The organism is Nocardioides sp., assembly GCF_047607185.1.
GTDB lineage: Bacteria > Actinomycetota > Actinomycetes > Propionibacteriales > Nocardioidaceae > Nocardioides.
Window position 1 is genome coordinate 16011 of record NZ_JASGDQ010000001.1, and the last position, 19136, is coordinate 35146.

Annotated in this window: 19 protein-coding genes; 14 read left to right on the forward strand and 5 right to left on the reverse strand. The window is 71.1% G+C overall.

Features of this window, described 5'->3' with window-relative positions; genetic code table 11:
• Window positions 1-90: 90 nt before the first annotated feature.
• Window positions 91-1167 carry a class I SAM-dependent methyltransferase gene (locus tag QM595_RS00105; protein ID WP_415169476.1) on the reverse strand — a complete coding sequence of 359 codons (1077 nt, stop codon included), beginning with the start codon at window positions 1165-1167 and terminating at the stop codon, window positions 91-93.
• Window positions 1168-1266: 99 nt separating this feature from the next.
• Here QM595_RS00105 and QM595_RS00110 point away from each other — a divergent pair, with 99 nt between their 5' ends.
• The 4 genes from QM595_RS00110 to QM595_RS00125 all read left to right on the forward strand — a co-directional run bounded on the left by QM595_RS00110 (window position 1267) and on the right by QM595_RS00125 (window position 6020).
• Window positions 1267-1728 (forward strand): lecithin retinol acyltransferase family protein, encoded by a 462-nt coding sequence (locus QM595_RS00110; protein WP_415169477.1) that lies wholly within the window; start codon window positions 1267-1269, stop codon window positions 1726-1728.
• Between the two features lie 96 nt (window positions 1729-1824).
• Window positions 1825-3276: an aldehyde dehydrogenase family protein gene (locus tag QM595_RS00115; protein WP_415169478.1), complete on the forward strand. Its 1452-nt coding sequence runs from the start codon at window positions 1825-1827 to the stop codon at window positions 3274-3276.
• 111 nt (window positions 3277-3387) lie between these two features.
• Entirely contained in the window at window positions 3388-4017 is a 630-nt protein-coding gene (locus QM595_RS00120) for a response regulator transcription factor (protein ID WP_415169479.1), read from the forward strand.
• A gap of 41 nt (window positions 4018-4058) precedes the next feature.
• A complete protein-coding gene (locus tag QM595_RS00125) occupies window positions 4059-6020 on the forward strand; it encodes a primary-amine oxidase (RefSeq protein ID WP_415169480.1) in 1962 nt (653 codons plus the stop codon).
• 22 nt (window positions 6021-6042) lie between these two features.
• Here the strand turns inward: QM595_RS00125 and QM595_RS00130 are convergent, their stop codons facing one another.
• The 4 genes from QM595_RS00130 to QM595_RS00145 all read right to left on the reverse strand — a co-directional run bounded on the left by QM595_RS00130 (window position 6043) and on the right by QM595_RS00145 (window position 9774).
• A complete protein-coding gene (locus QM595_RS00130) occupies window positions 6043-7293 on the reverse strand; it encodes an amidase family protein (protein ID WP_415169481.1) in 1251 nt (416 codons plus the stop codon).
• 61 nt (window positions 7294-7354) lie between these two features.
• Window positions 7355-7624, reverse strand: a complete 270-nt coding sequence (locus tag QM595_RS00135) for a hypothetical protein (protein ID WP_415169482.1) — start codon at window positions 7622-7624, stop codon at window positions 7355-7357.
• Window positions 7625-7677: 53 nt separating this feature from the next.
• Window positions 7678-8190, reverse strand: a complete 513-nt coding sequence (locus QM595_RS00140; protein WP_415169483.1) for a flavin reductase — start codon at window positions 8188-8190, stop codon at window positions 7678-7680.
• Window positions 8191-8259: 69 nt separating this feature from the next.
• Window positions 8260-9774 carry an ATP-binding protein gene (locus QM595_RS00145; RefSeq protein ID WP_415169484.1) on the reverse strand — a complete coding sequence of 505 codons (1515 nt, stop codon included), beginning with the start codon at window positions 9772-9774 and terminating at the stop codon, window positions 8260-8262.
• A gap of 153 nt (window positions 9775-9927) precedes the next feature.
• Here QM595_RS00145 and QM595_RS00150 point away from each other — a divergent pair, with 153 nt between their 5' ends.
• Genes QM595_RS00150 through QM595_RS00195 form a run of 10 tightly spaced genes read left to right on the forward strand, consistent with a single transcriptional unit; the run spans window position 9928 to window position 19091 of the window.
• The gene (locus QM595_RS00150; protein WP_415169485.1) at window positions 9928-11067 is read left to right on the forward strand and encodes an acyl-CoA dehydrogenase family protein; all 1140 of its coding nucleotides are present in this window, start codon (window positions 9928-9930) and stop codon (window positions 11065-11067) included.
• A 16-nt stretch (window positions 11068-11083) separates the two neighbouring features.
• Entirely contained in the window at window positions 11084-11449 is a 366-nt protein-coding gene (locus QM595_RS00155) for a hypothetical protein (RefSeq protein ID WP_415169486.1), read from the forward strand.
• A gap of 40 nt (window positions 11450-11489) precedes the next feature.
• Window positions 11490-12800, forward strand: coding sequence for an aromatic ring-hydroxylating oxygenase subunit alpha (locus QM595_RS00160; protein WP_415169487.1), 1311 nt, complete (start codon window positions 11490-11492; stop codon window positions 12798-12800).
• On the forward strand, window positions 12793-13302 hold the full coding sequence (locus QM595_RS00165; RefSeq protein ID WP_415169488.1) for an aromatic-ring-hydroxylating dioxygenase subunit beta: 510 nt from the start codon (window positions 12793-12795) through the stop codon (window positions 13300-13302). The genes QM595_RS00160 and QM595_RS00165 overlap by 8 nt, the downstream gene beginning before the upstream one ends.
• Window positions 13299-14072, forward strand: a complete 774-nt coding sequence (locus QM595_RS00170) for an SDR family NAD(P)-dependent oxidoreductase (protein WP_415169489.1) — start codon at window positions 13299-13301, stop codon at window positions 14070-14072. The genes QM595_RS00165 and QM595_RS00170 overlap by 4 nt, the downstream gene beginning before the upstream one ends.
• Before the next feature lie 16 nt (window positions 14073-14088).
• The gene (locus tag QM595_RS00175) at window positions 14089-15051 is read left to right on the forward strand and encodes a PDR/VanB family oxidoreductase (protein ID WP_415169490.1); all 963 of its coding nucleotides are present in this window, start codon (window positions 14089-14091) and stop codon (window positions 15049-15051) included.
• Between the two features lie 30 nt (window positions 15052-15081).
• Window positions 15082-15651, forward strand: coding sequence for a nuclear transport factor 2 family protein (locus QM595_RS00180; RefSeq protein ID WP_415169491.1), 570 nt, complete (start codon window positions 15082-15084; stop codon window positions 15649-15651).
• Complete coding sequence (locus QM595_RS00185) at window positions 15648-16703, forward strand: maleylacetate reductase (protein WP_415169492.1); 1056 nt, start codon at window positions 15648-15650, stop codon at window positions 16701-16703. Before QM595_RS00180 ends, QM595_RS00185 begins: the two co-directional genes overlap by 4 nt.
• Window positions 16693-17592, forward strand: a complete 900-nt coding sequence (locus QM595_RS00190) for an intradiol ring-cleavage dioxygenase (protein WP_415169493.1) — start codon at window positions 16693-16695, stop codon at window positions 17590-17592. The genes QM595_RS00185 and QM595_RS00190 overlap by 11 nt, the downstream gene beginning before the upstream one ends.
• Window positions 17589-19091, forward strand: a complete 1503-nt coding sequence (locus QM595_RS00195; RefSeq protein WP_415169494.1) for a GMC family oxidoreductase — start codon at window positions 17589-17591, stop codon at window positions 19089-19091. The genes QM595_RS00190 and QM595_RS00195 overlap by 4 nt, the downstream gene beginning before the upstream one ends.
• Window positions 19092-19136 lie beyond the last annotated feature (45 nt).

A 19136-nucleotide genomic window follows, 5' to 3' on the forward strand; every position in this document is an offset into this window, starting at 1 on the left:
GCGTAACGATGCCCGGTGTCACCGAGGTAAAACTCGCAGTATTACTCGCACGACTCCTGGACACGGTGAGCCGGACTTCCGGGGCAAGCCCTATGCGCCCGCCGGCTTGCGTGCGACGTAGAAGTAGTTGAACGGGTCGCTGCGGATCTCCTTGACCTCGATGTCGAGCAGGCCGGCCTCCTCGAGCATCTGCACGGCCAGCTGCCGGCCCCACACCGCGCCGAGCCCGGCGCCGCCCTGGCCGAGGGAGACCGTCATGCAGTGCATCAGGCTCATCGTGTAGAGATAGGTCGCCCAGGGCAGGGTCAGGTTGTTCTCCACCCCGGTCTCGGCCTTGATGTCGACCATCAGGAGGATGCCGTCGGGGCGCAGCGCGGCGGCGATGCCGGCGAGCACCAGGTCCGGGGACGCCTGGTCGTGGACCGCGTCGAAAGCGGTCACGACGTCGTACGACGCCTCCTCGCCCAGCCGGGCGACGTCACGGACCTCGAAGGTGGCGTTGGTCAGCCCCCAGGCCGCGGCCTCCGCCCGGGCGGCCTCGATCGCCGCCGCGCCGAGGTCGTAGCCGACGAACCGGCTCGCGGGATAGGCCCGGGCCAGCAGGTTGACCGCATGACCGGACCCGCAGCCGACGTCCGCGAGCGTGGCGCCCTGCGTCAGCCGCTCGTGGAGTCCCGGCACCGTGGGCACCACCACGTCGAGCAGGCCGGCGTCGTGGGTCGCCGCGGACTGGGCGGCCATGAAGGAGTGGAACCGGGGGAAGTGGTCGTATCCCAGCCCGCCGCCGTGCCGGAACCGCTCGCGCAGCTCCGGCTCCACGCCCGCGAGCATGGTGACCATCGTGAGCGTGCGGGCCAGGTTCACCGGGCCGTCGAGGGCGGTCAGCGACGCCGCGTGCTCCGGTGGCAGCGTGTAGCGCCGGGTCTCGGCGTCGTACTCGGCCACCTGGCCGGCGACGATCCCGTCCAGCCACTCGCGCAGATACCGCTCGTCGACGCCCGCGGCCGCGGCCAGCGTGGCGCTGTCCGCCGGGCCGGTGCGCGCCATCGCGTCGAACAGCCCCAGCTCGTCGCCGATGCCGAGGAGCAGCGCCAGCGCGGCGTCGTCGAGCACCCCGATCATGCGCTTGCGGAATGCCCTCACCGCGTCCCGGTCGAGTGTCGCCATCCTGGTCGTCCCTCCTCCTGCTCGTTCCTCCTGATGCCCCCGAGGCACCACGATAGGGTGGGACCGAGGCCGAACGAGCAAAGGGCATGGGCTGCGGTAATGGTTCGGGGGGACCACATCTACGTCAGTCGCGGACGCCGTTACACCCACCACGGCATCGACTGCGGCGACGGCTCGGTCATCCACTATGTCGGGCCGCGAGGCAGCATCCGGTACGTCGCCCGCACCCCGCTCGAGGAGTTCGCGGCCGGCGACGAGGTCCGGGTGAGGCAGTACAAGCGTGCGGTCGACGCCGAGGAGACGATGCGCAACGCCGAGTCGCTCATCGGCTCGACCGACTACCACCTGATCAGGAACAACTGCGAGCACTTCGCCGCATGGTGCCGCACCGGTCGGGCCCGGAGCAGCCAGGTGCGCCGGTGGACGCTGGCGGCGCAGGGCACCGCCTCGGTGGCGGTCACCCAGGCCGCCGGGCTGCACGTCGTGTGGCCACGACGTAGGGGATTTCTTTGCGGCCGTGGGGAGAAGCGCCGATGGACCGCCTCCCTGTGGTGCTCTTAGCGTGGCGCGGAACACGGTGTGGAGCCCGGACATCCGCTGGGACGGCGTGCTCTCGCCTCGATCATCAGTCCCTGTTGGCGAAAGAAGCGGCCGCACATGACCACGACACCGGATCTGACCACCGATCTGCTCCTCCGGGGCGAGTGGCGCCGAGGGGGAGCGGGCGTCTTCGAGACGCTCAACCCCGCCACCGGCGAGAAGCTGGCCGAGGTCGCCGCAGCCTCGGTCGCCGACGTGGACGACGCCGTCGCAGCGGCCACCGAGGCGCTGCGAGGGAGCTGGGCGGCGGTGCCGGCGGCGGGGAAGGGCGCCCTGTTGAACCGGCTGGCGGACCTCGTCGAGCGCGACGCCGAGATCCTCAGCACCATCGAGTCGCTCGACATGGGCGGCCCGGCGGCGATGGGCCGGGGAATGTATGTCCCCAACCTGGCCGCCTCGCTGCGCTACTACGCCGGCTGGGCGGACAAGATCAACGGCGACACGATGCGCAACGACGGCTACCTGGGGCGAGCCGCCTTCGCCTACACCGTGCGCGAGCCGGTCGGCGTCATCGCCGCGATCGTCCCGTGGAACTCTCCGATGATGATCCTGGGCTGGAAGCTCGCACCCGCGCTGGCCTGTGGCAACACCATCATCGTCAAGCCCGCCGAGGACGCGTCCCTCTCGATCCTGCATCTGGGCAGGCTCATCGAGGAGGCGGGCTTCCCGAGCGGCGTCGTACAGATCCTTCCCGGCCTCGGCCACGTGACCGGCGCCGCGCTCGCCGCGCACCCCGGCGTGCAGAAGGTCTCGTTCACCGGCTCCACCGAGGTGGGCCGCGAGATCCTTCGGGCCTCGGCCGGCAACTTCAAGCGGACCACCCTGGAGCTGGGCGGGAAGTCGCCCCAGATCGTCTTCGACGACGCCGACCTCTCCTCGGCGGTGGGTGGCCTCGGGATGGGCCTGTTCGTGAACTCGGGCCAGACCTGCGCCGCCGGCTCGCGGATCCTCGTGCAGCGCGGTGTCTACGAGGCGGTGCTCGAGGGCCTGAAGGAGGCCGCGGCGGCGCAGGTCCTCGGCGACCCGCTCGAGGAGTCGACCACGATGGGCCCGCTGGTCAACGCGGTGCAGCGTGACCGCGTGGTGGGGTACGTCGCGAAGGGCCAGGCGGAGGGCGCGACCCTGGTCGCCGGCGGATCGCCCGTGGATCGGCCCGGCTTCTACGTACGGCCGACGGTCTTCGCCGGCACCAACGAGATGACCATTGCGCGGGAGGAGATCTTCGGGCCGGTGGGGACCGTGGTGCCGTTCGACTCCGACGAGGAGGCGATCGCGCTGGCCAACGACAGCGACTACGCCCTGGCGGCCACCGTCTGGACCCGCGACGTCGGGCGTGCCCACCAGGTCGCCGGCTCGCTCCAGGCCGGCGCGATCGGCGTCAACGGCTGGTCCCCCTTGGCGCCCCAGCTGCCCTGGGGCGGCACCAAGGCCTCCGGCCTCGGCCGTGAGCTTGGGTACGACGCCATCCTGGCCAACACCGAGACCAAGACCGTCACCGTCGTGCTCTGATCATGACCCACCCGAGCCGTGGGTCCGCGACCGGGCCGGTTCCCGCGCCTTGCGTGCTGCGGTGATGATCGAGGTGGAGCATTGACGGCGTGCGTGGAAGGGAGCGATCGGATGGAGTCCATTCCGGAGGTGGCCGCGGCAGTCGTGCATGTCGTCGACGACGACTCCGACCTGCTGCAGTCCCTGGTGTTCCTCTTCGGCAGCGTGGGCATCGAGGTGCTGACGTATCCCGACGCCCTGACCTTCCTGGCGGAGTTCGATCCCGAGGAGCCGGCGGTCCTCATCGTGGACATGCGGATGCCCGGCCTGAACGGCTTCCAGCTCCAGGAGCAGCTGGCGGCCCGCGACTACCCGGCACCGATCATCTTCTGCTCGGCCCACGGTGACATCGCCATGTCGGTACGCGCCCTGCGACAGGGCGCCGTCGACTTCCTGGAGAAGCCCTACGAGCCCCAGCAGATGCTGGACACCGTCCAGGAGCACCTGCGCACCGCGACCGAGCTGTTCGCCGAGGCGCGGGTCCGGCGCGACGTCGCGAGACGGCTGGAGTCGCTGACGCCGCGCGAGCGCGACGTGCTCCGGCTGGTTCTGGCCGGCACGCCGAGCCAACTGATCGCCCGCGAACTGGGCGCCTCGGTGAAGACCATCGACGTCCACCGGGCCCGGATCAAGGCGAAGACGGAGGCCGAGAGCCTGGGCGCGCTGGTGCGCGACGTGCTCCACCACCACCTCGAGATCTGACTCGACCCGAACCCGCCAGCCGACATCCAGAGAGCCGCCTGATGACCACCACCGCACCGGCCACGAGCCGGCACCCGCTCGGCCCGCTCACCGTCGAGGAGATCGACCGATTCCACGCCGTTCTCGTCACGGCCGGCCTGCTCGGGGAGACCGTACGAACGACCTACGTCCGGCTGATCGAGCCGTCGCAGAGCGAGATCGCCGCCTTCGAGTCCGGTCAGGCCACCCCGGTGCGACGCGTCTCGGCGCTGCTGCTCGACCTGGCCGACGCCGGCCTCACCGAGGTCGAGGTCGACCTCGGCGCCGCCGCGGTCACCCGCGCGGAGACGGTCGACGGAGTCCACGAGGGCCAGGCGCCGATCCTCGACGAGGAGTACGTCCTCGCCGACGAGATCGTGAAGGCCGATCCCGAGTGGTGCGCGGCCATCCTGCGCCACGGCGTCCCCTCGCTCGACCAGGTCCGCACCGCCCCGCTGTCCGCCGGCGTCTTCGGCTACCAGGACGAGGTGGGCCTGCGGGTATGCCGGGTGCACGCCTTCGTGCAGCGACGAGAGAACGGCCTGGCCTGGTCGCACCCGGTCAGCGGCGTGGTGGCGCACGTCGACCTCACCAACCGCCGCGTGCTCCGGGTCGTGGAGGCCAACGACCTGCCGATGCCGACGCAGAGCTACGACTTTCTCGACCCCGCCTATCGCGGCCCCGAGCGCACCACCCTGCGGCCGATCGAGATCACCCAGCCGGAGGGGGTCAGCTTCACCTACGAGGACGGCCTGCTGTGCTGGCAGAACTGGTCGCTCCGGGTGGGGTTCAACGGCCGCGAGGGCCTTACCCTTCACCAGCTCGCCTTCCAGGACGGCGAGGAGCTGCGCAGCATCGTCCACCGCGCCTCGATCTCGGAGATGGTGGTGCCCTACGCCGACCCGGCGCCGACCCACCACTGGCAGAACTACTTCGACGCCGGCGAGTACGAGTACGGCCGACTGGCCAACTCGCTGCGGCTGGGCTGCGACTGCCTGGGGGAGATCACCTACGTCGACGCGGTCGTCTGCGACCACACCGGCCGGCCGCAGGTGATCCCCAATGCGATCTGCATCCACGAGGAGGACTACGGCACTCTGTGGAAGCACACCGACGTCTACAACGACAGCAGCGAGGTACGCCGCCAGCGCCGGCTGGTCATCAGCTTCTTCACCACGGTCGGCAATTACGACTACGGCTTCTACTGGTACCTCTACCTCGACGGCACCATCCAGCTGGAGGTCAAGGCGACCGGCGTGGTCTTCCCCTCGACCCACGACGGTGAGGACGAGACCTACGCCTCGCTGCTCGGGCCCGGCCTCGGCACCCCCTACCACCAGCACCTGTTCTCGGCCCGCCTCCACATGGCCGTGGACGGTACCGCGATGAGCGTCGAGGAGATCGAGGCCCAGCCGGTGCCGATGGGGGAGGGCAACCCCACTGGCAATGCCTTCACCCGCTCCATCACCCGGCTCGAGCGCGAGGCCGATGCCCAGCGCCTCGCCGACCCCGGCAGGGGCCGGGTCTGGGCCGTCTCCAGCGCCGAGCGGGTCAACCGGGTGGGCCGGCCCACGTCGTACGTCCTCTATCCACAGGGGCTGCCCACGCTGCTGGCCGCGGAGGGCTCCTCTATCCGCGCTCGCGCCGCCTTCGCCACCAAGCACCTGTGGGTCACGCCCTTCGCCCCCGAGGAGCTGTGGGCCGCCGGCGACCGGGTCAACCAGCACCCCGGCAACGCCGGCCTGCCGCGCTATGTCGAGGGCAACCGCCCGATCGACGGCGAGAACATCGTGCTCTGGCACACCTTCGGCCTGACTCACTTCCCGAGACTGGAGGACTGGCCGGTGATGCCGGTCGACTACGCCGGGTTCACCCTCAAGCCGCACGGCTTCTTCGACCGCAACCCGACCCTCGACGTGCCGGCCAACGCGAGCAGCCACTGCGGCACCGCTACGGACGACGGCGGCTGCTGCCACGGCGACTGAGCCGGGCTGAGGGCCTCGGCGATCAGAGCCGCTCTGCGATCCAGCTCGCCCGGCCGAGCAGCTCGCCCTCGCCGTCGGCCGGGCCGATGGCCTGCAGGCCCAACGGCATCCCGGCCTCGTCGCGCAGGCCCGGGATGGTGGCCTGGGGGAGGCCGAGCGCCTGCCAGGGCCTGCTCAGGATCGGGTCGCCGGTGGCGGCCAAGCCGGCTGGCGCCGCCCCCAGCGCGGCCGGCCCCAGGATCAGGTCGTGGGTGGTCAGCAGGGCGCTGACGGCCGAGCGGGCCGACGCGACGACGGCGCCTGCCGACCGGTAGTCCTCGGCCGTGGTGGCCGCGCCGGTCCGCAGCAGCTTCGCGAGCGGCTCGGAGAGCCGGTCGGCCTGTGCGAGCTCCGCCGCACGCTCCCGGGCGGCCTCGTAGGCCATCACCACCGGATGCGCCGCCGCCGTCTCGGCGATCAGCGCCGACTCGGCCAGGTCGACCACCTCGGCACCGGCCGCGACCAGCCGGGCGCGGGCCCGCTCGACCGCGGCGCGCATCGACTCGGTGACCGGGCCGAGCGGGGCTGGGTCCCACAGCAGGACGCGCGGTGCCCGAGCGGGCGTGATCGGGGCCTGCGAGGTCAGCGCGCTCCAGGCGACCTGGAGATCCGCCGGCGTCGCGGCATAGACGCCGTGGGCGTCGAGCGACTCGCTCAGCCCGGCGACGCCGGTGGTCGGGAACCGGCCGCGGCTCATCACCAGGGCGGCGACCCCGCAGTACGCCGCCGGACGGGTCACGCTGCCGGCGGTTTGCGAGCCCAGCGCGAGCGGCACCTGCCCGGCGGCGACGGCCGCGGCGGATCCCGACGACGAGCCGCCGGGAGTGTGACCGGGGTTGGCCGGGTTGGCGGTCGGGCCGGGAGCGAAGAACGCGAACTCGGTGGTCACCGTCTTGCCCAGCGGCACCGCGCCGGTACGACGCCAGGCCGCCACGATCGCCGCGTCGGCCTCGGCCGGCGCAGCCTCGGCCCGCAGCGCCGAGCCGCACCGGGTGGGATAGCCGATCAGGTCGATGATGTCCTTGACGCCGAGCGGGACGCCGTTCAGCGGGACCCCCGCGACGTACGACGGCGCCGAAGGATGGCGCTCGACCCAGGCGTGGATCGTCGGCTCGGTCTCGGCGATGCGCGCCTCGGCGCGCTCCAGCGCGGCCTCGGGGGAGGTGCGCCCGGCAGCCAGGTCGGCGACCAGCTCGCTCAGCGACCAGGGCCGCCAGAGATCACTCACGCTCACGCTTGCGCCCCTCGCTGCGCTCGTGGCTGGCGTGGTGCTTGTGGTTCGCTCACAAGCTCGCTCACGCCGTGGCCCAGGCCGCGTCGGCGACCCAGTAGTTCATCCCCGACTCGCTGACGCCATGCCGCCACGGCGAGGTGCGCCGCAGCAGCGGCTCGACCGTCGCGGTCACCTCGTCGGCGGCGTCGGGGCCGTCCGCGGCCACGCCCCAGTGCACCCAGTTGACCTCGCGCCCGGCGGCGTCGTGGACGAAGAGGTCGACATGCTTCCAGCCGTAGCCGTGGGTGTCCTCGTAGCAGATCAGCGTCATCGTGGTGGGGGCATCGCGCATCTGATGATCCTCCGGGCTGGGTCGTGATCGGGCGGGCTCCAGGTTGTCGGGCGTCAACCGGAGAAGGGGGCGGCGAGGTCGTGGAAGGACCGCTGGAAGTAGACCAGGCCGCCCGAACCGCTGCGCACGGCGATGTCGTCGACCTCGACGCACATGATCGTGTGGGTGCCCTGGGTGAACTCCGCCCCGATCCGTCCGACCAGCACCGCTGCCGCGTCCTCGAGCACGGGCACTCCGTAGCTGGCGTGGTCCCAGCCCGGCAGCGCGAACCGCTCCTCCAGGGAGCGGTTGGTGGCGCCGGAGAAGTGCATCGCCATCTCCTGATGCTCCGGCGCCAGCACGTTGACGGCCATCCGCCGGTTCGTGCGGAAGATGTCGTGGGTGTAGCTGCGCTGGTTGACGCACACCAGCAGCGTGGGCGGGGTGTCGGTGACCGAGCAGACCGCCGAGACGGTGATCCCGGCCTTGCCGCTGATGCCGTCGGTCGTCACGATGTTCACCGCGGCGGACAGATTCGACATGGCGGCCCGGAACTCCAGCTGCGTGGGGGTGATCTCCTCGGCCATGAGCCGACGGTAGGCACCCGCGGTGCGGGACGGTATCGAGACTTCCCCGCGCGGGGCTGAGGATTTCACCTATCGCGGCCCGGCCGGCCCCGGCACCTCCGGGGCCGCGAGCGGCAGCGCGAAGGCGAACCGCGACCCACCCTCGGGCCGCCTCTCCGCCCAGATGGAGCCGTGCTGGCGGGTGATGATGCGGTAGCTCAGCGCGAGCCCGATGCCGCTGCCCCGCTCCTTCGAGGTGAAGGCCCCCACGAAGGGGTCTCGTGGCAGGCCACGGCCGTGGTCGTCGACGCCGAAGCGCCCCTGACCGTCGCGGCGGGAGGTGGAGAGCACGATCCGGCGGGTGTCTCGCGGGCACTGCATCATCTCGTCGATGGCGTTGAAGCACAGGTTGAGGATCACCTGTCCGGTCAGCACCCGCTCACAGCGCACCAGCACCGGCTCGGGATCCAACTGGACCTCCACCTGGACCCACCCGGGTACGGCGCGAAGCCGGATGAAGTGCAGGCAGTTCTCGACGATCTCGTTGAGGTCGACGACCTGCTCGATGCTCTCCTGGTGGCCGACGAACATGCGCGCCGCGGCCACGATGGCCGAGGCCCGCTCGATCTGCTTGAGGGTGTGCTCGATGCCGTAGACGAGCTGGTCGCGCAGCGGGGTCGGCTCCGCCGAGCGGGCGCTGAGCGAATTGGCCCGGGCCCGCATCCCGACCAGGAAGTTCCGCGCCGCCGCGAGCGGCTGACCCAGCTCGTGGGCGATCGCCATCGCCATGTCGCCCATGGCGTTGTAGCGGGCCAGGTAGTTCTCCTGCTCGGCCTCGTGCTGCTGGCGCGCCTCGGACTCCACCCGTTCGGTGGCGTCGTGGAGGAGCAGCAGGCCCTCCTCCTCGTCCCGCAGCCGCTCCAGCGACCCCTCCAGCCAGACCACGCCGTCGCGGCTGCCGATCCGCAGCTGCACCGCGACCACGGGGTTGGCACGCTCCAGGGCCTCGGCCCAGGTCACCACGGCGCCCTCGCAGCGCAGCGTGCCACGCAGCGCGAGGAGAGAGGCCACCGAGGTGGAGGTGACGCCGAGCCGCTGGGCGAGCGAGTCGGTGATGTAGCGGATCTCGCCCTCGTTGTCGAGCATGATCGCCATCGTGGCGGTGTGCCTGGCCAGGGCCGCCACATACGAGGTGGTGAGCCGCAGATCGCGCTCCATCGAGCGGCCGCGCTCGATGTCACGGAACTGCACCATCACCGCGGTGCCGCGGGCCAGTTCGATCCGGGTCGCGACGGCGTCGGTCGGGATGACCCGGCCCGACTTCGAGCGGTAGTGCCACTCCACCTGGTTCTTGCCGCGCTCGGCGGCGATGTGCAGCCAGGCACGAGCCTCGGCCCGGTTGTACTCCTGGGCCGGGCTCGACATGTCCACCGACTTCAACGGCCGCAGCTCGCTGAGGCTGAACTCCAGCAGCTCGCAGGCGGCCGGGTTGGCCCACAAGATGTTGAGGGTGACGGCGTCGTGCACGATGACGCAGGTCGGGGAGGCGCTCATCATGGCGACGAAGTCGGAGGCGGCGATCTCCGGTGTACGTGAGTCCACCACGACGCCCACTCTAGATGATCGACGCTCGGGGGGCCGGGCCGCGAGCGGCGGCTGAGGATTTCACCTATCCCATGCCGGGAAGTACCGATGGGGACGGCGTCCCGGGGCGACCTAGATTGACGAGAAACCCGACTGGAACATGAGGTACCCCACATGGCTCAGGGTCATCTCGAGGACGCCGCGATACTCGACGACGTCCTCGCCGAGCTTGCTCAGCGCCGCGCCGAGTTCCGCGAGCAGGGCTATATCCCCCGTGACTTCGTCGCCCGGCTCAAGCAGTGCGGCGTCTACCGTGCCTCGACACCGGCGATGTTCGGGGGCAACCCGCTGCCGCCGGCGGAGTTCCTCGCGCTGGTCGAGCGGATCTCGGCGGTGGACGGCTCGGCCGGTTGGGTGTCCAGCTTCGGCAGCTCGCTGGTCTACCTCGCCGCGCTGCCGCTGGAGACGCAGAAGGAGCTCTACCGAGACTCGCCGGACGTGGTCTTCGCGGGCGGCAACTTCCCCGTCCAGCCGGCGCCCTTGACGGAGGGGGGCTACCTGGTCAACGGCCAGTGGAAGTTCGCCTCCGGCTCGATGGGAGCCGACATCCTCGGCGTCGGGCTGCCCGGCGACGACAACTCGGCCGGCAAGCCCCGGCTGGCGCTGCTGCGCCCCGAGCAGGTCGAGATCGTGCAGGACTGGGACGTCTCCGGGATGCGCGCGACCGGGTCCTTCGACCTCAAGGTGGACAACGTCGTCGTACCGAGGGAGTGGACGTTCATCCGCGGTGGTGAGCCCACCGTCGACGAGCCGCTCTACCGCTACCCCGCGATCGCGTACGCCGCCCAGGTGCTGGCCGTCGTGGGCGCGGGCGTGGCCCGCGCGGCGCTGGACTTCGCGATCGAGACCGGTGCCGGCCGCACCGGCGTGACCGGCGCGCCCAAGCTGGTCGACCGCGCCTACTACCGCATCGGGGTCGCCGAGGCCGAGGTGATGCTGCGCTCGGCGCGGGCCTATTTCTACGAGGCCACCGAGGATGCCTGGACCACGGTGCTGGCCGGCGACCCGGTGAGCGCGACCCAGATCGCCCACCTCCGGATGAGCTCGAGCAATATCGCCCGGATCGCCGCCGAGGCGGTCGCCACGGTGGTCTACCTCTCCGGCACCGGCACGATCTACAACGGCCATCCGCTGCAATGGCTCCAGCGCGACGTACTGGTGCCGCAGCAGCACGCCTTCCTGGGCCCCTCGATGTTCGACGCCGGTGGTGCGGTGCTGATGCGGCAGCCGCCGACCGTCCCCGGATTCATGTGAGAGGGAGAACGACGACATGAGCGACACCTCGCTGCGCGTGCTCTTCTGCTTCGGCATCAACCAGAACTTCTTCGACCTGCCCGCCGACGGGGTGAGCACGGCCGACGTCTGGCAGGCCACCGTGGCGCTGCTCGACGGCATCAAGACGATGCCAGGCGTCGACTACATTGCCGACATCGACGACGACTCGCACATGGTCGGGCCCTCGGACGGCTGGCCCTGGACGTTCTACGTCCTCGCCGAGGTCGACACCCAGGCAACCGTGAAGGCGGCCTGCAACCTGCTGCGCACCATCGAGGTCGGCCAGAGCGGCTTCAAGCTCTGGAAGTACACCAAGGTCGAGGCCCGGATCGGTCGTGCCCTCACCCCGCGTTCCTACTGACTCGACCCCGAAACGACCAGCCATCACCTGGAGAGAAGCGATGACGACTGACCCGACGTTCGGCTTCGAGGCCGCGACCATCCACGAGCTGGCACCGGCGGACCTGGTCCAGGAGGACCGGGTCGCCGGGCGGATCTACACCGATCCGGACATCTTCGAGCTGGAGATGGCCAATATCTTCGAGAAGACCTGGATCTGGGTCGCCCACGAGTCCGAGCTGCCGCGGGCCGGCAGCTTCAAGTCGACCTATGTCGGGCGGACGCCGGTCATCGTCACCCGCGACCGCAAGGGCAACATCCACACCCTGGTGAACCGCTGCCGGCACCGCGGCGCCAGCCTGTGCGAGCAGCGCTCCGGCCAGGCCAACGGCTTCACCTGCCCCTACCACGCCTGGTCCTACGGCCTGGACGGCCAGCTGCGCGGCATCCCCTACCCCGAGGGGTACGAGGGGGTGATGGACAAGAGCCAGATGAGCCTGAAGAAGCTGCGCACGGAGTCCTACGCCGGCCTCATCTTCGCCACCCTCGACGACGACATCGAGCCGCTGGAGGACTTCCTCGGCGACGTCCGGCCCTGGGCCGACCGCTTCTTGAAGCAGGGCGGCGGCTACCCGATCAAGGTCATCGGCACGCACCGGTTCAAGTTCCACGGCAACTGGAAGATCCAGCTGGAGAACACCACCGACGGCTATCACTTCCCGATCGTGCACCGCTCCTGGATGGCCTCGGTCGACGCCGAGACCGCCGACATGCTCGCCTTCATGACCGATCCCGAGTCGACGGTCCAGGACCTCGGCAACGGCCACAGCGTCATGCACATGGTCCCCGAGCACATGGACCTCGATGCCGACGACGGCACCGAGCCGCTGCAGCCCCGATTCGCTCCGCTGGTCGCCGAGCTCGAGGCGGCCGGCGCCGACGAGGCCACCATCCGCCGGCTCGTGCGGTCGATGCACGGCACCGGCTCCAATCTCAACCTGTTCCCGAATGTGAGCCTCTCCTCGGCGTTCTTCCGGGTGCTGCGCCCGGTCAGCGTCGACGAGACCGTCATCGAGCACATCGCGCTCGGTCCCGACGCGCCCCCGGAGATCGCCGGGCCGGTGATCCGTGAGCGGCTCCGCATCCACGAGCACTTCCAGGGCCCGTTCGGCTTCGGCACCCCCGACGACTCCGAGGGCTGGGACCGGGTGCAGCGCGGTGCCCAGGCCGCCCCCGAGATGCCGATCATGGTCAACCGCGGCCTCAAGCGTGAGGTGGTCGCGCCCGAGGGCTGGCCCACCGCCCACAGCACCGACGAGACCGGGATGCGCGCGGCGTACCGGATGTGGAAGAGGATGATGAGCAATGCCTGAGACCCTGGCAGCCGTCTCGCTCACCGACGCCCGGGTGGTGCGCGCGGTCGAGCTGATCTGGCGCGAGGCCGAGCTCCTCGACCGCAAGGACTACCACGCCTGGGCGGACCTCTACGCCGAGGACGCCTACTACGTGATCCCGGTCGACACCACCACCGAGGACTTCGAGAACAGCCTCAACATGGTCTACGACGACGCCCGGCTGCGGGCGATGCGGGTGACCCGGATGACCGAGGGCTACGCACTCGCGGCGGTCGACGCGGCCGCCACCGTCCGCACCGTCTCGCGGATCGTCCCGGCCGAGGTCGGCGACGACGAGGTGACCCTGCGGGCCGGCCAGGTCCTGGTCGCCTACAAGCGCGGCAGCCACGAGCTGTGGGCCGCCGACCTCGACTACCGGATCAGGCTCGGGGCGGGCCCGGCCGAGGACCGCATCGTGCGCAAGGTGATCCGCCTGGTCAACGCCGACGACATCGTCGCCTCGACGGGATTCCTCCTGTGAGCGAGCTTGCGAGCGAGCGCTCGGGCACGGTGAGCGAGCGGATCGCCGTCGTCACCGGGGCCGGCGCCGGTCTCGGCGAGGTCATCGTGCGCCGGCTGCACGCCGGTGGCCACGCGGTGGCGGTGGTGGACGTCGATGCCGACGCGGCCCGTACGGTCGCCGAGGAGCTGGCGGCGGCCGGCCCCCCGGCCCGCGGGTACGCCGTCGACGTGAGCGACAAGGCGGCGCTGGCGGCGCTGTACGACGACGTGGTCGCCGACCTCGGCCCGGTCGACGTCCTGGTCAACAACGCGGCCCGCACGATGGCCACGCCGGTGCTGCGGATCTCGCCCGAGGAGCTCGACGCCGTGATGCGGGTCAACTTCAACGGGACCTTCTACGCCTGCCAGGTCTTCGGCGCGGCGATGGCTGAGCGCGGCTACGGCCGGATCGTCAACATGGCCTCGCTGGCCGGCCAGAACGGCGGCACCGCCACCGGCGGCCACTACGCCTCCTCCAAGGGAGCGATCATCGCGGCCACCAAGGTCTTCGCGCGCGACCTGGCGTCGTACGGCGTGACCGTCAACGCGGTCTCGCCGGGTCCGCTCGACAGCCCCACGGTGCGCCGTGTCCTCGGCGACCGCCTCGAGGAGTCCACCAAGGCCATCCCGGTGGGACGCCTCGGCAGTATGCCGTTCATCGCCGAGATGGTCGCCCTGCTCGCCTCCCCGGAGGCGGCCTCGGTGACCGGCGCGACCTGGGACGCCAACGGCGGCCTCTACCCGCGGTAGTGCTGAGGAGGATGCTATGACCGACCACCTTGTCGTCCGGGTCGCCGAGATCGTCGAGGAGACCAAGGACATCCGCACGCTGCGGCTGGAGAAGCTCGACGGGGCGCCCTTCACGCCCTTCGAGGCGGGTGCTCACATCGACGTCGTGGGGCCGACCGGGGTGCTCCGGCAGTACTCGCTGGCCAGCTCGCCGCACGACAACGACACCATCGTGATCGCGGTCAAGCGCGAGCCCGACTCCCGGGGCGGCTCCACCGCTCTGCACACGGTCGCCGTCGGGGACCACCTGCGCATCGGCAAGCCGCGCAACCTGCTGGCGATCGCCGAGGACGCCGACCGCCATGTCCTGGTGGCCGGCGGCGTCGGCGTGACCCCGCTGCTGGCGATGGCCTACGACCTCTACAGCCGGGGTGAGACCTTCGAGCTGCACTACTTCGCCCGCTCGGAGCAGGAGATGGCCTTCCGGGAGCTGCTGGAGCAGCGTGCCGAGTTCCGCGACTGGGTGCACCTCTACTTCGGCGTCTCGATCGAGGAGCAGGGCCGGATCCTGGCCGGCGTCGCCGGAGAGCTGACCGACCGCAGCCATGTCTACACCTGCGGTCCGGCTCCCTTCATGGACCAGGTCAGCCAGCTGCTGGGCGCCGTGGTCGGTGCCGACCGGGTGCACATCGAGCACTTTGCCGCGAGCGCCGAGACCACGACCGAGGCCGACACCGCCTTCACCGTTGAGCTGGACACCGGCGAGGTCTTCGAGATCCCCGCCGACCGCTCGATCCTCTCCGTCCTGGAGGAGAACGGGATCGAGGTCTTCAAGTCCTGCGAGGAGGGCATCTGCGGGTCCTGCGTCTCGGGTGTGCTCGAGGGTGTCCCGGACCACCGCGACCACTGTCTGTCCGCCTCGGACAAGGCGGCCGGCGACCAGATGGCACTGTGCGTCTCGCGTGCCAAGACCGACAAGCTCCTCATCGAGCTGTACTGACCACCACCCAGTCTCGCGAGAGGAGACACCATGTCCGAGGTAACTGCCGAGAGCTTCGCCGCGCTGACCGCCCGGCTCGAGGTCCTGGAGGCGGAGGCGGAGATCCGGCGGGTGCAGGCCCGTTACATGTTCCTGTGCGACACCCCGAACCCGGAGTACGGCGTCAAGGACAACCAGGAGCGGATCGAGCTGATCCTGGACCTCTACACCGAGGACGCCACCTGGGAGGGCGTGGGGGAGTACTACGACAACCAGTTCGGGCAAGCCGTGGGCAAGGACGAGATCAGGGCCCACTTCAACCGGTTCTGGCCCGAGCAGCAGGACCCCGAGCTGCTGCTCAACGCGCACTACCTGACCTCGGAGCAGATCCACGTCCACGCCGACGGGATCAACGCCGACGGACAGTGGATCCACTTCCAGCCCTGGCTCTACGCCGACGGCACCGGCCTGATCCGGGGCAGCCGCCTCAACAACCTGTTCCGCAAGGTCGACGGCGCCTGGAAGATGTCGCGGACGCGCACGGAGAATGTCTTCATCGTGCCGCTGCCCGACAACTTCGCCAGCGACTATCCGAGCGCGTCGGTGCTCTTGCGGCCGTGAGGTTCGTCCACGACAGCCGAGCTCAACGGGTCGTCTTCGCCCGCGCTGCCGCGCTGCCGGCGATCCTCGAGGAGGCCGGCGCGATGGGCAGCAGGATCATGCTGATCGCCTCCCGCCGGGAGGACGCGCTGGCGGCCGGGATCGCCGCGAGCCTGGAGGTGGTCCATCACCATACTGAGGTGGTGCGGCATGTGCCGCTCGCCCTCGCCGAGCGGGCCCGGGAGGCCGCGGTCTCGGCTCGGGCCGAGGTCCTGGTCAGCGTGGGCGGTGGCTCGGCGACCGGCCTGGCGAAGGCGGTCGCACTGACCAGCCGACTGCCGATCCTCGCCGTCCCGACGACCTACGCCGGCTCGGAGGCGACCGATGTCTGGGGCCTGACCGCCGGGGACGCCAAGACCACCGGCGCCGACCCGGTGGTGCTGCCGCGCACCGTCGTCTACGACGCCACCCTGCTCGCCGGACTGCCCGCCGAGCTGGCGGTGGCCAGCGGCCTGAACGCGCTGGCCCACGGCATCGACGCGATGTGGGGGCCTCGGGCCGACCCGATCGACCGGGCGCTGGCGGCGGAGGGAATCCGCGCGGTGGCGGCGGGACTGCCCGGCATCGCCGGGGCGGGGAGCGCCGTCGCCGACATCGAGCAGACCCTCTACGGCGGCTACCTCGCCGCGGTGGCCTTCGCCTCGGCCGGCTCGGGAATGCACCACAAGATCTGTCACGTCCTCGGCGGGATGTTCGACCTGCCGCACGCGCCGACCCATGCCGTCGTGCTGCCCCACGTCCTCGGATTCAACGCCCCGGCCGCGGCCGAGGCCGAGCAGCGGATCGCGCAGGCCCTGGGCGCGGCCACCGCCGTGGCCGGGCTGGCCACGCTGTGCCGGTCCGTGCGCGCCCCCGTCGCGCTGCGCGACCTCGGCATGCCCGAGGACGGCATCCGGAGAGCGATCCCACCGATCCTGGACGCGATCCCGGCGAGCAACCCCGCGCCGGTCACTCCCGACAACCTCGCCGCGCTGCTGCGCGCCGCCTGGGAAGGAGCCCCCTGTGACCACTGACGCCCCGGTCTCGGCCGAGCAGCAACGACGTGAGGAGGAGTTGGTGGAGCGGGTGCTGCGCTCCTTCGACGGCTGCGCCGATCCGCGGCTCGCGACGGTGATGCGGTCGCTGACGCGCCACCTGCACGCGTTCCTGCGCGAGGTCAGGCTGACCGAGCAGGAATGGGAGGCCGCCATCGCCTTCCTGACCGCAGCCGGTCACATCACCGACGACCGGCGCCAGGAGTTCATCCTGCTCTCCGACGTGCTCGGCGCCTCCATGCAGACCATCGCGATCAACAACGAGGCGGTCGGAAGCGCGACCGAGGCGACCGTGTTCGGCCCGTTCTTCGTCGAGGACAGCCCCGAGATCTCGATCGGCGGCGACATCGCGAACGGCGCGACCGGTCAGCCGTGCTGGGTCGAGGGCACCGTCACCGACACCACCGGCCGGCCGGTGCCGGGCGCCCGGATCGAGGTCTGGGAGGCGGATGACGACGGCTTCTACGACGTCCAGTACGACGACGGCCGGACCGCGGCGCGCGCCCACCTGTTCAGCGACGCGGAGGGCCGGTACGCGCTGTGGGGCATCACCCCGACGCCGTACCCGATCCCGGCCGACGGGCCCGTGGGCGGCCTGCTCGAGGCGGTGGGACGCTCCCCGCTGCGCGCCGCGCACCTGCACTTCATGGTGACCGCCCCGCGATGCCGCCGGCTGGTCACCCACATCTTCGTCCGCGGCGACGACCTGCTCGACCGCGACAGCGTCTTCGGCGTCAAGGAGTCGCTGGTGAAGGACTTCGTGACCCAGCCCGCCGGAACCCCGACCCCGGACGGGCGAGTGGTCGACGGCAGCTGGTCGCGGGCCCGGTTCGACATCGTGTTGGCAACAGAGGAGGAACAGCGGTGAGTGACGTCCTGGTGTTGGGGGCCGGCACGGCGGGATCGGTGCTGACGCGCCGCCTGCTCGACGCGGGCCTGAGCGTGACCCTGGTCGAGGCGGGCGGGATGGACACCAACCCGGCCATCCACGACCTCTCCCGGGTCGGCGAGCTGTGGGCCGGCCCCGAGAACTGGGGGTGGTACTCCACCCCGCAGGCCGGCGCGCTGGGCCGCCGCATCCAGGTGCCACGCGGCCGGGTCGTGGGCGGCTCCGGGCAGCTCAACGGCACCATCTGGGTGCGCTGTGCCGCCGAGGACTACGACGGCTGGGCGGCGGCCGGCAACACCGGCTGGGACTGGGACAGCGTGCGGCCGCTCTTCGACCGGATCGAGCGCGACCCGGTCAGCGGAGAGGGCTTCATGGATCGGGTCCAGCCCGAGCTCAGCCCGATCCAGGACGCCATCTTGGAGTCCGCCGTCGCCTACGGCCTGGCCCGCAACGACGACTACAACGACGGCGAGCAGGACGGGGTCTCGCGGATGCAGCTCGGCATCCGCGACGGCCGTCGGCTCTCCACCTGGGCGGCGTACATGCGCCCGGTCCTCGACCATCCGGGACTGAGCCTGCTGACCGACACGCTGGTCGACTCCCTCGAGATCGTCGAGGGCCGCGTGCTCGGCGCCCACGTGGTGCGAGAGGGCCGCCGCGAGACGCTGCGGGCCGACCGGGTCGTGCTCGCTCTGGGCGCACTGGCCTCGCCGCCGGTGCTGCTGCGCAGCGGCGTCGGGCCGGCCGCGGACCTGGAGGCGCTGGGAATCCCGGTCGTGCTGGACCTGCCCGGCGTCGGCCGGAACCTGCAGGACCACTTCCTGGTGCCGGTCATCTTCGGCACCGGCAAGCGGGAGATCGCGCCACCGCAGCCCTTCCAGCCGGTCGCGATGACGCACTGGTTCTGGCGCTCCGACCCGGCCCTGCCGGTGCCGGACACGCAGCCGATCAACTTCGCCATCCCGTTCTACTACGACGAGGAGATGACCGGCCCCGCCAGCGGGTTCACCCTGCACGCCGGCCTGATCCGGCCGCACAGCACCGGCACCCTGACCATCGCGAGCCGGGACCCGCAGGAGGCCCCGCTGATCGACTTCGGCCTCTTCACCGACGAGGCGGACCTGCGCGCGCTGGTCGCCTCGGTGCGCCAGTGCCGCGCCGTCGGCCAGGTGGGGCCGCTCGCGGAGGAGTGGGGCGCCTACGAGGTGCTTCCCGGCCCGGGCGTCGACGACTCCGACGAGGCGGTGGCCGGCTGGGTGCGGCGCGCCGTCAACACCTACCACCACCAGGTCGGCACCTGCCGGATGGGTGTCGACGACGACGCCGTGGTGACACCCCGACTGGACGTGATCGGGCTGGAGTCGCTCAGCGTGGTGGACGCCTCGGTGATGCCCGCCGTGCCGACCGGCAACACCAACGCCCCCACCGCGATGATCGCGGAGCGGGCCGCCGACCTGATGCTCGGCGCAGGAGCCTAGGGAAAGCAGAAGAGTCCGGAGTGTGAGGCGCACCAGGTGCGCCTC